The organism is Streptomyces sp. NPDC043427 (genome assembly GCF_056436655.1).
In genome coordinates this window covers 1-12690 of sequence record NZ_JBWKCC010000015.1, presented here as the reverse complement: position 1 = coordinate 12690, position 12690 = coordinate 1, and the positions used below count along the sequence as shown (strand labels likewise).

Sequence of the window (12690 nt, the reverse complement as noted above, 5' to 3'; positions counted from 1 at the left end):
GCCGGTTCCTCCCCATGTTGCGTCCCTGCATTCCCGGCGCGCGCCCGAGCAGGCGCACGCCGGGAAGCCTACCGGGTCACCGGGCCGCTCCGGCGTTCCACGGAACGCACGGGGGTCAGCCGCCGCGTCACCGGTCGTCCGAACCGCCCGGGACCGAACCGAGCAACGTGGTCACGTGGGCGGGAACATCGTCAGTGGCGGGGAGTCGACCTGCGGCGTCCAGGGCGTCCACGGGAGCCCGCGGCGTGTCCGGAGTGACCGGCGGCGCGGCCGGAGGAGCCGCAGCATCGGGCGTGTCACAGCAGGCCACTTGGGCGATGCGCGGCTCGTAGCCCGGTTGTGGCGGAGCGGGTCGCGCCGGGGCGGGGGCCGCGCCGGGAGGCGGTGGGGCGCTGAGCGACGGTTCCTCGGAGGGGGTCGCACGGGGTCGGTCACGCGGGTCGCGCGGCTCACCCGGTTCGTCCCGCCGACGTGATCTCGGCCCCACGTCCCGCGTCCCGTCCGCACCCGTGCCCGGCTGTAACTGCCACCGTTGCCCCGGGGACCCGTCGCGTGCGGTGACGACGACCTCCGTGGACGACCCGGCGCGCCCGGGAGCGACGAGCAGGCCCTTGGCGCGGCGGAGCAGGAGTTCGCCGCGGACGGTGAGGTCGTAGGACACGGCCCCGGAGTGGACAAGGCAACCCGCGAGGGTCACCGCCTTGTGGTCGGCGTCGGCGTCGAGGCAGAGGGTGGGGTCGGCGGCACTGCGGAGCAGTCCGTCGTCCCGGTACGACCACTGCTGTGATCCGGCGGAGGAGCACTCCACCAGCACGGCCCCCACGCCGGCCTGTGTCCGACCGCCGCGCGCGTCCAGGCACAGGCCCACGGTGAGGCTGCGCAGCCGCCCACGTGCGACCTCTTCCGACTGTCCGGTGGAGGCCGCCGAAGGGGACCCGCTCGACCCGGTCGGGGGCTGCTCGCCGGGGCTGCTCGCCCGGCCCGAGCTGCCGACCGGCGCGCCCCAGGTCATCCCTGGCCCGGGGGTGCCGCCGTCCTCGGACCAGCCCTTGGCGACGAGCACGGTCGCGAGGAGGGCGAGGGTGCTCAGACCGACCCCGACGAGGACGGCCTTCGGGTGGCGATGCGGTGCGTCGAGGATGCGGGCGTGAGCGCTGCGGTGGCGTCCGCCGCCGGGGCGCGGGGCCCCGCCGCCGACGGGACCTTCCTGTTCGGTGGCACGCCCGGGGCGTGAGTCGAGGTAGCGGCGGGCGCCCCAGCCGAGCACCGTCTCGGCGAGCAGCACTTCCAGACCACCGTCGAAACGGGAGAGCTGCTCGGCGGCCTGGCGGCAGTACCGGCACTCCGTCAGATGCCTTCGCACATCCGGCAGCAGGGTGCCGCCGCGGCGCATGGGAACGTCGAGGAGACGGTTGTAGAAGCGGCATTCCGAGGTCGGCGCGAGTTCCCGGTGGGCGCGTACGCAGGCCGAACGGAATTGCTCCCGTGCCTGTTCCAGAGCGGTCGAGGCGGTGGCGGTGTCGACGCCCAGCAGACCGGCCGGTACGGATATGGGTTCGGCCTCGACCTCCGTGTGCCACAACAGGCATTGCGAGGCTCCGGGAAGGGCGCGGAAAGCGCGCTCGGCGATCTGCAGCTTTTCGGGCGTCGCCCGCCCGGAGGCGCGCAGTCCGCGGCCGCCGACGGTTTTACGCAGTTCCGGCAGGATCGTGGATATGGCTTCGTCCCCGGCCCACTCCCGGACCGTCTCCCGTACGGCGACGAGGAGTTGGGGACGCAGGGCGCCGTCGGCGCCGCCGAACGCCGCCCGGCCGAGGACCCGGTTGAACGCGGCGGTGGACACCATCCGGGCGGCGTCCTCGGCCGAGGCGAGACAGACGACGGCGTAGTCGAGCGTCGCCCGCCAGTGCCGGGCCAGCAGCAGCGCGACGGCACAGGCGCCGGGTCCGCTTCCCGCACCGCTCGCACCCAGTTGGGCGAGGAGGTTGCGGTCGGAATCGCCGGGGCTCCAGCCGGGGCGGGGCGGGTACGGCGGTCGTGGGGGGTTGGGGGACTGCACTGAACCATTTCCTTCCCAGCCGAAGGACGGAACGCGAAAAGCGCGTCCTCGGAAAGCAGGGGCCGGATTGGTGCGTACCTATGGCCTGACCTTGTCCTTCCCGAAGGGAGGCTCACCTTCGCACATACGCCTCACAGGAAACAAGGAGTTCGAGTGACCCATGTTCAAAACGCGGGAAGTTCAGAAATGTTACCGGCGGTACCCGTACCCGCATTCGAAAATTTCCGTCGATGTCACGCCCAACTTGTGTGCATCAAAAGCCCGATGGCACACCAAATCTCCAACTTGCGCCCGGTGCACAGCGGACTCCCATGGAACTCTCGGCGCGCTCCCATCCCCGTGGGTCAGCATGCTGCGCATGATCCCCCCCGCACCTCATCCGCGTCCCCGTCCGCCCGCTCGGTCCGCAAGGCCGTCGTCCCGGCCGCCGGGCTCGGTACGCGCTTCCTGCCCGCCACGAAGGCGACGCCGAAGGAGATGCTGCCGGTCGTCGACAAGCCGGCCATCCAGTACGTCGTCGAGGAGGCCGCGGCGGCCGGTCTGGACGACATCCTGATGGTCACCGGCCGACACAAGCGGGCCATCGAGGACCACTTCGACCACGCCTTCGAGCTGGAGCAGGCGCTGGCAGCGAAGGGCGACACGGTACGACTGGACGCGGTGCGGGATCCGGCCAGGCTCGCCGACATCCACCACATCCGGCAGGGCGACCCGCTGGGCCTCGGCCACGCGGTGCTGTGCGCCCGCCAGCACGTGGGCGACCAGCCGTTCGCGGTTCTTCTCGGCGACGACCTCATCGACCCGCGCGAGACGCTGCTGAGCCGGATGCTGGAGGTGCGCGAGCTGTATACCGGGAGCGTCGTCGCTCTGATGGAGGTGCCGCCGGAGCAGATCCACCTCTACGGGTGCGCCGCGGTGGAACCGACCGCGGAGGACGGCGTCGTCCGGATCACCGGGCTCGCGGAGAAGCCCTCCCGCGAGACCGCGCCGAGCGCCTATGCGGTCATCGGCCGCTACGTCCTCGACCCGGCCGTCTTCGGCGTCCTCGACCGCACACCGCCCGGCCGCGGCGGCGAGATCCAACTCACCGACGCCCTCCAGGAACTCGCCACGACCGACACCGTCCACGGCGTCCTCTTCACCGGCCTCCGCTACGACACCGGCGACAAGGCCGACTACCTCCGCACCGTCGTCCGCCTCGCCTGCGAACGCCCCGATCTGGGCCCCGAATTCATCACCTGGCTGAAGACGTTCGTGGCGAGCTTGGAGGACAACGCCCGGAACGACCGCGGGAGGCTCGCTGCGTGATGCGGGATGAGGCGTGGGGGGCGGGTTGGGCACCTGGCGGGTGAGGCGCGCGGGGGTGGGGGCAGGCCAGGCGCGAACGGGTACGAGCGAGCACGGGGGTGCGGGTACGAGCAAGGCACGGGCGTGCGGGTGCGGACAGGCTGAAGGACGTTCAGCCCCGGGGAGGCAAGATCACTACGGACGCGCCCCTGCCGGGGAACTCCCCCCTGACGACCGCCCCTCAGCCGTTGGGGCGCAGGGTCCACACCACGGTCATCTCGCCGGTCACGGCGCCGTCGCCGCGCCGGATCTCGATCGTGACCGGGAACTCGGGGCGTTCGCCCGCGTCGAGTTGGGCGACGACCTCGGGGGCGGGGCGGCCGAGGGTGGCGGTGGCCGTGACGGCCCCCATGGCGAGCTTCTTGTAGGTGATCTCCGCGCCGACGGCGAGGGGCACCGCACGGGCGAGCTGGTCGCCGAAGGCGGCGAGCACGATCGCGCCGCTCGCGGACTCGCCGAGCGTGAACATCGCACCGGCGTGCGGCCCGCCGACGTGGTTGTGGTAGTCGCTCTGGTCCGGCAGGGCGACCACGGCCTTCTCGGGCGAGGTCTCCAGGAACTCGAGGTTCAGGGTCCGGGCCATCGGCACCGTGGCGGCGAGCATCTCGCCGATGGACATCTGGTCTGCGCTCATGGCCGTGATGTTACCCGTGAGTAGCCACGACTGGCCAGGGCGGTGTGATGATCCGCCGTATGATTTCCGCCCATGTGGCCAGGAGAGCAACCACCGGCCGGCGACCCGAATCAGCCGACCCAGCAGCCGAATCCGTACCAGCAGCCCGGTTACCAGCAGCCCGGCCCGGACGCCCAACAGCCTGCCTACGGCTACGGCTACCCCCAGCAGCCCGGCCCGGACGCCCAACAGCCCGGCTACGGCTACGGCTACCCCCAGCCCGGCTCGGACCCCCAGCAGCCCGGCTTCCAGCAGCCCGCGTACGTCCAGCGGCCACCCGCCCCGTGGGAGTCACCCGACTACGACTACGAGGACTCCGACGGCAAGAGCCGCCGTACGAAGGTGATCGCGATCACAGCGGCTGTGGTCGTCGTCGCGGCCGCTGCCGTGACCGGGGTCGTGTTCCTGGGCGGCGGTGACGACAAGAAGGCCTCGCCGGGCCCGGCCACGTCCAAGGCCTCCCCGTCCACCTCGGCGTCTCCGACCCGCGACCCCCTGAAGCCGAGCATCGCCGGCTGGAAGGTCGTGGTGAACCCGGGCCTCGGCGTCGCCTTCGACGTACCGGCCGAGTGGGCGCCACAGGCCAGGGACCATGTCACCTACGTGGCGGAGGACGACGACCCGAAGGAGAAGCCGCTGGTCGGCATGCGGGCCCCGGCCGTCCTGAAGCCCAAGTGGTGCATGCAGGACGCCAACAAGGACGGCAAGGTCGAGTACGCGGCCCTGGCCAACGCGGGCACCCGCGGCAACAACGGCGCCAAGAGCACCGAGCAGATAGCCAGGCAGGACTCGGCGAACTGGGCCTACGGCGCCTACGCCCAGCCTGAGCACAAGAACGTCAAGACGGACCCGGCGACCCCCTTCACCACCGCCTCCGGCCTCAAGGGCACGGTCGTCACCTCGCACGCGATCCTCGTCAAGGTGCGGGACAAGTGCGACACGGCCGGCAAGGCCACGACGTTCGCGTTCAAGAACAAGTACGGCAGCTTCTCGTCCTGGTCGTTCTACGGCGCCGAAGGGGTGGAGGAAGAGGTTCCGGACGCCACGGTGAAGAAGATCCTCAGCACGGTGCGGGAGTTCCCCCGGGTCCGCTCCTGATCCGTACGGCACTAAGGTTTCTCCGCATGTGGCCAGGACAGCAGCCGCCCGGGGGCGAACAGAACCCGCAGGGGCAGAACAACCCGTACCAGCAGCCGGGATACCAGCAGCCGAATCCGTATCAGCAGCCCGGATTCCAGCAGCCCAACACCTATGCGCAGCAGCAACCGCAGCAACCGCAGTGGGGCGCGCCGACGCACGCGGGCGGACCGCAGCCGCCGCAGGGCGGCGGCGGTGGCGGCAACCGGACGAAGCTGGTCGCGATCGTGGCGGCCACGGCCGTCGTCGTGGCCGCCGGTGTCACCGGCTTCCTGGTCCTGGGCGGCGACGAGGACACCCCCGCCAAGGCCGACGACAGTGCGAGCCCGTCCGTGTCCGCGTCACCGAGCGACACGGCCACCGGTTCGGGAACGGACGACAACCCGCGCGGCGGTGAGACCGAGAAGGCGACCGTCGAGGGCTGGAAGGTCGTCGTGAACCCCAAGTGGGGCATCGCCTTCGACGTGCCGGCCGACTGGGAGGTCCAGAAGGTCGGCCTCAGCCAGGGCTTCGACCTGGAGGGCGTGAAGGACGACGCGATCATCATGTCGGCCACCGCCGAGCTCAAATCGAAGTGGTGCACGTCCGACGACGACAAGGACGGCAGGACCGACAACACCCCGCTGGCCATGGTGGGCAGCAAGGGCGCCTCCGGCGCGAAGAACACCGACGAGATCGCGATCAACACCGCGCCGGTGTGGGTGTACGGCGGTTACACCCAGCCGGACAAAAAGAGCATCACCTTCCCCGAGAAGGCCACGCCGTACACGACGACCTCGGGCATCAAGGGCAGTTACGCCTGGGGCCAGTCGAACAACACGCCCCAGAAGGGCAAGTGCGACAGCGATGGCAAGGCGATCACGTTCGGCTTCAAGAACTCCGCCGGTGACTACGTCTCGTGGAACCTGTACGGCGCCAAGGGCGTGAAGGACGAGCTCTCCAACCAGACGATCATGAAGATCCTCAGCACGGTCCGGCTGTCGGGAGAACCGACGGAGTGATCCGCCGGCGGGCGGGCTGACCGGTCAAATCGTTTGGCACTTCGATGCCCGGGCGGGGATAGTCGGCCGGTGACCTCAGCCGCCGACTCCCCCCGCCGCCCGCGCAGACCCGCCTGGGCGGGGCGCAACTACAGCCTGCTGACCGCCGCGGCGGTCGTCACCAACCTCGGCAGCCACGGCTCGCTGATCGCCGCCGCGTTCGCCGTACTGGACGCGGGCGGCGACGGCGGCGACGTGGGCCTGGTGGCCGCCGCCCGCACCCTGCCGCTGGTGCTGTTCCTGCTGATCGGCGGCGCGGTCGCGGACCGTCTGCCCCGCCACCGTGTGATGGTCGCGGCCAACGCCCTCAACTGCCTCTCACAGGCCGCCTTCGCGACCCTCGTCCTGGCGGGCGAGCCGCAGCTGTGGCAGATGATGCTCCTGACCGCCCTCGGCGGCACCGGGCAGGCGTTCTTCAGTCCGGCCGCCGAGGGCATGCTGATGTCCTCGGTCGACGGGGAGCAGGCGGGCCGCGCGTTCGCCGTGTTCCGGATGGCGATGCAGGGAGCGGCCCTCGGTGGCGCGGCCCTGGGCGGCGCGATGGTCGCCGCGATAGGTCCCGGCTGGGTGCTCGCCGTGGACGCGGCTGCGTTCGCCGTCGCCGGCGCGCTGCGCTCGTTCCTCGACGTGAGCCACATCCCGGCCCGCGAGCCGGGCGGCGGGATGCTCGCCGACCTCCGGGACGGCTGGCGGGAGTTCGCGGGCCGCCCGTGGCTGTGGGGCATCGTCGTGCAGTTCTCGGTCGCCAACGCGGTCGTCGTCGCCGCCGAGGCGGTCTACGGTCCCCTCGTCGCCCGGGACCACCTGGGCGGGCCGGGCCCCTGGGGCCTGGCCCTGGCCTGCTTCGGTGCGGGCACGGTGGCCGGCGCGCTGCTGATGACCCGTTGGAAGCCCCGCCGACTGCTGCTCGCCGGCACCCTCTGCGTCTTCCCGCTGGCCCTGCCCTCCGCCGCGCTCGCCGTGCCGGTGTCCGCAGGCGTCCTGTGCGCGGTGATGTTCCTCACCGGCGTCACGGTGGAGGTGTTCGGGGTGTCCTGGATGACCGCCCTCCACCAGGAGATCCCGGAGGACAAGCTCTCCCGCGTCTCCGCCTACGACTGGTTCGGCTCCGTCGCCCTGGTGCCGCTGGCGACCGCGCTGGCGGGCCCGGCGGAGCTGGCGTTCGGGCGGACGGCGGCGCTCTGGGGCTGCGCGGTCCTGGTCGTGGTGGTCACGGCGGCGGTCCTGTGCGTGTCCGACGTACGGAACCTGACCCGGCGCACCAAGCACGTGGCCCAGGGCGCGCCGGACGCCGAGAACGGGTCAGCCGATGCCGAACGCCCCGTCGGGGGGCTCGGGTGACGGCACGGCGTCCTCGTCCCGCACCGGCCGCGCCCCGCCGATGAACTCCCGCAGCCCGGGCCCGTGGTCGACTCGGGCCGGGAAGGCGTCGGAGGCGGTACGCCGGGCCAGCGCGGCCACGTCGGCGGGACGGTGCGACGCGACGAGCACCGCGTTGCCGAAGCGGCGCCCGCGCAGCACACCGGGTTCGGCGATGAGCGCGAGCTCGGCGAACACGGTGGCGAGGGTGGCCAGTTGGGACCGCAGAAAGGCGAAGGGCGCCGAGTCGGGCAGGTTCGCCAGGTAGACGCCCCCGGGGCGCAGCACCCGCTCGGCTTCCCGCGCGTAGGCGACCGAGGTCAGATGCGCGGGAACCCGTGACCCGCCGAAGACATCGGCGACGAGAACGTCGGCGGAGTCGTCCGGCGCGGCCTCCAGCCAGGCCCGTGCGTCCGCCGCGTGCAGCGTCACGTCGACGCCGTCCGGGAGCGGCAGATGCTCCACGACGAGCTCCAGCAGCCCCCGGTCGGCCTCCACGACGTCCTGCCGCGAACCCGGCCGCGTCACGGCGACGTACCGGGGCAGCGTGAGCCCGCCCCCGCCCAAGTGCAGCACGTCCAGCGGCGCTCCCGGCTCCGCCACGACATCCAGCACATGCCCGAGCCGACGCGCGTACTCGAACTCCAGATGCGCCGGCTCATCGAGGTCCACATACGACTGCGGCGCCCCATCGACGGTGAGCAGCCAGGCCCGCTCCCGATCGACATCGGGCATGAGCTTGGCGGTGCCGTGGTCGACGGCGCGGGAGACGGGGACGGACTCGTCGTTCACTTCTCCATTGTGCCTGTGGGACAGCAGGCCCAGGGCCGCGGGACCGCGTCGACATGCGGCTCCGCCGCGTGGGCGCGACCAGCCACAACGGTCCCGCAGCCCCCCGCCCACATCAGCCCCCCTCACAGAACGGCCGTCACGGTCCCCGCCCCCACGGTCCGACCGCCTTCACGAATGGCGAACCCGAGCCCTGCCTCGATCGGCATCTCACGCCCCAGCTCCACGGTCATGACAACCGTCTCCCCGGGCCGCACCACCGCGACGTCCCCAAGATCCACATCCCCGACGACATCCGCCGTCCGAATGTAGAACTGGGGCCGGTATCCAGTGGAGACCGGCGTGGAACGTCCGCCCTCACGCGTCGACAGCACATACACCTGGGCCGTGAACCGACGACTCGGACTGACGCTCCCCGGCGCCACCACCACATGCCCCCGCCGGACGGTGTCTCGCGCCACTCCTCTCAGCAGCAGCGCCACGTTGTCCCCGGCCTGCGCCTCCTCCATCGGCTTGCCGAACGTCTCGAGCCCGGTCACCACGGTCTCGACACCCGCACCGAGCACCTCGACCTTGTCGCCGACCTGAACCGTCCCCCGCTCGACCGCGCCGGTCACGACGGTCCCGCGTCCGGTGATGGTCAGCACGTTCTCCACCGGCAACAGGAAGGGCGCGTCGAGATACCGCTCGGGCATCGGCACATACGTGTCCACCGCGTCGAGCAGCGCGTCGATCGACGCCGTCCACCGCGGGTCGCCCTCGAGGGCCTTCAGCCCGGAGACCCGTACGACGGGCGCGGAGTCACCGCCGTAGCCGTGCGCGGTGAGCAGGTCGCGCACCTCCAACTCGACGAGGTCGGTGAGTTCTTCGTCACCCGCGTCGGCCTTGTTGAGGGCGACGACGATGTGGTCGACGCCCACCTGCCGGGCGAGCAGGACGTGTTCGGCGGTCTGCGGCATGATCCCGTCGAGCGCGGAGACGACGAGGATCGCCCCGTCGAGCTGCGCGGCGCCCGTGACCATGTTCTTGACGTAGTCGGCGTGGCCCGGCATGTCGACATGCGCGTAGTGCCGGGTGTCGGTCTCGTACTCGACGTGCGCGATGTTGATGGTGATGCCGCGCGCGGCCTCCTCGGGCGCGCGGTCGATGCGCTCGAACGGCACGAAGGCGGAGGAGCCCCGCTCGGCGAGGACCTTGGTGATGGCGGCGGTCAGGGTGGTCTTGCCGTGGTCGACATGGCCCATCGTGCCGATGTTCAGGTGCGGTTTGGTGCGTACGTACGCCGTCTTGGACATGGCGGTACCTCGAAGCCTCTCAGTGCTGCTGAGTGAAGGCCCCGGCGCGATCGGACGCGGCCGGGACGGGGACCCCAAGGACTTGCCGACCCTCCCCCTGCGGGGTCCGCCGGACGATCCGGGGAGGGTCAGCTTCGGGCGCCGTCGACAGCGGCCACGGGAAAGGGAACGGCAGCCTTCGGAGCATCCGCGACCGCGGATGCTGCGAGGTGGAAGGCGTACCGGAACATGAGGTGATCCTCGCCGACGCCGTGCGCCGCGTCGAATGGTTTTCGCGGAGGTGAGAGGGCGGTCCGTGACCGGGGTGAGACGGACCATACGGCGATCACACACGTCGGTCAGTTAGTGTCACCGGATGCCCGATGCCACCACCCGCTCTGGCGGCACCGCTACGGCCACTCCCCAGGCCGTCGCCCCGCCCGTGCCCGTCGCCTCGCCCGTGCCCTCGGCTCCCGCCGGCCTCGCCGCGCGCTGCTCGAGAGCCCTGCTCTCGCCCTGGGCCCGGTTCTCGCTGCTCGTCGCGCTGCTCGCCGGGGCCGCCTCGGCCGTGTTGCTCTTCGAACCGCAGAGAGTGCTGTCGGACGGCTGGCCACCGCAGTTGGGCGGCGCCGCGGCGACGCTGGTGTTCGCGGCGGCTTACGGGCTGTGCACCGTGGCGTTCGTGCCGCGGCCGCTGCTGAACCTCGCCGGAGGTGCGCTGTTCGGCTCGCAGCTCGGGCTGGGCGCCGCGATCACGGGCACGGTGCTCGGGGCGGGGCTGGCCTTCGGTCTGGGCCGGATCCTCGGACAGGAGGCGCTGCGACCGCTGCTGCGGGGCCGGTGGCTGAAGGCCGCGGACGGGCAGCTCAGCAGGCACGGCTTCCGGTCGATGCTGGTGGCGCGGCTCTTTCCCGGTGTGCCGTTCTGGGCCGCGAACTACTGCGCCGCGGTCTCCCGGATGGGCTGGCCGGCGTTCCTGATCGCGACGGCGCTCGGGTCGATCCCGAACACCGCCGCGTACGTCGTCGCCGGCGCCCGTGCGGCCACGCCGACCTCGCCGGCCTTCCTGATCGCGATGGCCTGCATCGCCCTGCCGGCGTTGGTGGGCGCGGTCGTGGCGTGGCGCAAGCGCCACCAGCTGCGCCTGCGCTGACCGCCCGTCACACGGCTCGGACCGCCTCCAGGATCATCGCGTTGGCGAGTCCGCCCGCCTCACACATGGTCTGCAGGGCGTAGCGGGCGCCGCGTTCGCGCATCGCGTGGACGAGGGTCGTCGTCAGGCGGGTGCCGCTCGCGCCGAGCGGGTGCCCCAGGGCGATCGCGCCGCCGTGCACGTTGACCTTGGCGAGGTCGGCGCCGGTCTCCTGCTGCCAGGCCAGGACCACGCTGGAGAACGCCTCGTTGACCTCGAACAGGTCGATGTCGTCGAGGGTCAGCCGCGCCCTGCGCAGCACTTTCTCGGTCGCCGGGATCACGCCGGTGAGCATGAGGAGGGGGTCCGAGCCGGTGACGGCGAAGCTGTGCAGACGGGCCAGCGGGCGCAGACCGAGGCGGGCCGCGGTGTCGCTCGACGTGATGAGGACCGCGGAGGCACCGTCGTTGATGGGGCTGGCGTTGCCAGCGGTGACGTTCCACTCGATCTGCGGGAAGCGTTCGGCGAAACCGGGGTCGTGGTAGGCGGGCTTGAGGCCGGCGAGGATCTCGGGCGTGCTGTCCGGGCGTACGCATTCGTCGCGCGTGACGCCCTCCAGGGGCGCGACCTCGGCGTCGAAGAGGCCCGCGGCCCAGGCGGCGGCCGCCCTGTGGTGCGAGGAGACGGCGAAGGCGTCCATCCGCTCGCGTGTGAGGGACCACTTGGCGGAGATGAGCTCGGCGCTGATGCCCTGCGGGACGAGGCCCTCACGGTAGCGCTCGGCGACCCCCGGGCCGAAGGGGTCCTTGCCGGGCGGCACGTTGGACCACATCGGCACGCGGCTCATGGACTCGACCCCGCAGGCGACGACGATGTCGTACGCGCCGGAGATGACGCCCTGTGCGGCGAAGTGCACGGCCTGCTGGGAGGAGCCGCACTGGCGGTCCACGGTGGTCGCGGGGACCGTCTCGGGGAAGCCCGCCGACAGGACGGCGTAGCGGGTGGTGTTCATGGCCTGTTCGCCGACCTGGTCGACGGTGCCGCCGATGACGTCGTCGATGGACGCCGGGTCGACGCCGGAGCGTTCGACGAGGGTGCGCAGGGTGTGGGCGAGGAGCTCGACGGGGTGGACGTGCGCGAGGGAGCCGTTCGGCTTGCCCTTCCCGATGGGGGTGCGTACGGCTTCGACGATGACTGCGTCACGCATGTGCGGGCCTCCGCGACTACTGGTCAGTAGGAAATCCGAACTCACCATAGCCCGGAGAGTTGGAAAATCAAACCCATAAGTTGGAGAACCAAACCCTCCCCTAGACTGGGCCGCATGGCCGCCCCCAAGGACCCGCGCCCCTGCTCGATCGCCGACACCCTGGCGCTCGTGGGCGAGAAGTACTCCCTGCTCGTCCTGCGCGAGGTGTGCCTGGGCAACGGCCGCTTCGACCAGCTGGTGCGCAACATCGGTGCTCCGCGCGACATCCTGGCCACCCGGCTGCGCCGCCTCGTCGACGCCGGGATCCTGACGAAGCGGGCCTACAGCGAGCGTCCACAGCGCTTCGAGTACCGGCCCACGCAGGCGGGGCTCGAACTGGAGCCGGTGCTGATGACCCTCATGGCGTGGGGTGACCGCCACCTCCGCGCGGACGACGACCGCCCCATGGTGATCGAGCACGCCTGCGGCAACGAACTGACCCCGGTCGTGACCTGCGAGTCCTGCGGCACAGCCGTCCACCACGAGGACCTGACCGCCCACCCCCAGGCCCCGGGCTGGACGGTGTCGGGCCCGTCGGCGGCCTAGGGTCTTTCGTTTGGATCAGGCCGGATCAGGGAGCGGGGTCCGGTGCCGTGCATCGCAAGGCGGAGGAGGGCGGCAGGGCGGAGCCCTG

11 protein-coding genes are annotated in these 12690 nt (G+C 71.6%); 6 read left to right on the top strand and 5 right to left on the bottom strand.

Annotation, left to right across the window (positions count from 1 at the left end; all coding sequences use genetic code 11):
* Positions 1-127 precede the first annotated feature (127 nt).
* Positions 128-2059, bottom strand: coding sequence for an RICIN domain-containing protein (locus AC067M_RS23370; protein WP_478698950.1), 1932 nt, complete (start codon positions 2057-2059; stop codon positions 128-130).
* A 339-nt stretch (positions 2060-2398) separates the two neighbouring features.
* On the opposite strand from AC067M_RS23370, the gene galU reads away from it, so the two are divergent.
* A complete protein-coding gene (galU, locus tag AC067M_RS23365) occupies positions 2399-3367 on the top strand; it encodes a UTP--glucose-1-phosphate uridylyltransferase GalU (protein WP_478698949.1) in 969 nt (322 codons plus the stop codon).
* Between the two features lie 220 nt (positions 3368-3587).
* Here galU and AC067M_RS23360 read toward each other — a convergent pair whose 3' ends face one another.
* Positions 3588-4025: a DUF4442 domain-containing protein gene (locus tag AC067M_RS23360; RefSeq protein WP_478699112.1), complete on the bottom strand. Its 438-nt coding sequence runs from the start codon at positions 4023-4025 to the stop codon at positions 3588-3590.
* A gap of 87 nt (positions 4026-4112) precedes the next feature.
* Here AC067M_RS23360 and AC067M_RS23355 point away from each other — a divergent pair, with 87 nt between their 5' ends.
* The 3 genes from AC067M_RS23355 to AC067M_RS23345 all read left to right on the top strand — a co-directional run bounded on the left by AC067M_RS23355 (position 4113) and on the right by AC067M_RS23345 (position 7597).
* A complete protein-coding gene (locus tag AC067M_RS23355; protein WP_478698948.1) occupies positions 4113-5177 on the top strand; it encodes a DUF8017 domain-containing protein in 1065 nt (354 codons plus the stop codon).
* 26 nt (positions 5178-5203) lie between these two features.
* Positions 5204-6217, top strand: a complete 1014-nt coding sequence (locus AC067M_RS23350) for a DUF8017 domain-containing protein (protein ID WP_478698947.1) — start codon at positions 5204-5206, stop codon at positions 6215-6217.
* A gap of 69 nt (positions 6218-6286) precedes the next feature.
* Complete coding sequence (locus tag AC067M_RS23345; protein ID WP_478698946.1) at positions 6287-7597, top strand: MFS transporter; 1311 nt, start codon at positions 6287-6289, stop codon at positions 7595-7597.
* Here AC067M_RS23345 and AC067M_RS23340 read toward each other — a convergent pair.
* Complete coding sequence (locus tag AC067M_RS23340; protein WP_478699111.1) at positions 7559-8350, bottom strand: spermidine synthase; 792 nt, start codon at positions 8348-8350, stop codon at positions 7559-7561. The genes AC067M_RS23345 and AC067M_RS23340 overlap by 39 nt on opposite strands.
* A gap of 179 nt (positions 8351-8529) precedes the next feature.
* Entirely contained in the window at positions 8530-9699 is a 1170-nt protein-coding gene (gene tuf, locus AC067M_RS23335) for an elongation factor Tu (RefSeq protein WP_478698945.1), read from the bottom strand.
* A 355-nt stretch (positions 9700-10054) separates the two neighbouring features.
* On the opposite strand from tuf, the gene AC067M_RS23330 reads away from it, so the two are divergent.
* On the top strand, positions 10055-10831 hold the full coding sequence (locus AC067M_RS23330) for a TVP38/TMEM64 family protein (protein WP_478698944.1): 777 nt from the start codon (positions 10055-10057) through the stop codon (positions 10829-10831).
* A gap of 7 nt (positions 10832-10838) precedes the next feature.
* On the opposite strand, the gene AC067M_RS23325 is transcribed toward AC067M_RS23330, so the two are convergent.
* Positions 10839-12017 carry a thiolase family protein gene (locus AC067M_RS23325; protein WP_478698943.1) on the bottom strand — a complete coding sequence of 393 codons (1179 nt, stop codon included), beginning with the start codon at positions 12015-12017 and terminating at the stop codon, positions 10839-10841.
* A gap of 114 nt (positions 12018-12131) precedes the next feature.
* Between AC067M_RS23325 and AC067M_RS23320 the strand changes: the two genes are divergently transcribed.
* Complete coding sequence (locus AC067M_RS23320) at positions 12132-12602, top strand: winged helix-turn-helix transcriptional regulator (protein WP_478698942.1); 471 nt, start codon at positions 12132-12134, stop codon at positions 12600-12602.
* Positions 12603-12690 lie beyond the last annotated feature (88 nt).

Excerpts from the sequence above, each read along its gene's own strand:
- AC067M_RS23325 (WP_478698943.1), bottom strand. The coding sequence starts at position 12,017 with ATGCGTGACGCAGTCATCGTCGAAGCCGTACGCACCCCCATCGGGAAG.
- AC067M_RS23355 (WP_478698948.1), top strand. The coding sequence starts at position 4,113 with ATGTGGCCAGGAGAGCAACCACCGGCCGGCGACCCGAATCAGCCGACC.
- AC067M_RS23360 (WP_478699112.1), bottom strand. The coding sequence starts at position 4,025 with ATGTCCATCGGCGAGATGCTCGCCGCCACGGTGCCGATGGCCCGGACC.
- AC067M_RS23330 (WP_478698944.1), top strand. The coding sequence starts at position 10,055 with ATGCCCGATGCCACCACCCGCTCTGGCGGCACCGCTACGGCCACTCCC.
- tuf (WP_478698945.1), bottom strand. The coding sequence starts at position 9,699 with ATGTCCAAGACGGCGTACGTACGCACCAAACCGCACCTGAACATCGGC.
- AC067M_RS23350 (WP_478698947.1), top strand. The coding sequence starts at position 5,204 with ATGTGGCCAGGACAGCAGCCGCCCGGGGGCGAACAGAACCCGCAGGGG.
- AC067M_RS23340 (WP_478699111.1), bottom strand. The coding sequence starts at position 8,350 with ATGCCCGATGTCGATCGGGAGCGGGCCTGGCTGCTCACCGTCGATGGG.
- AC067M_RS23320 (WP_478698942.1), top strand. The coding sequence starts at position 12,132 with ATGGCCGCCCCCAAGGACCCGCGCCCCTGCTCGATCGCCGACACCCTG.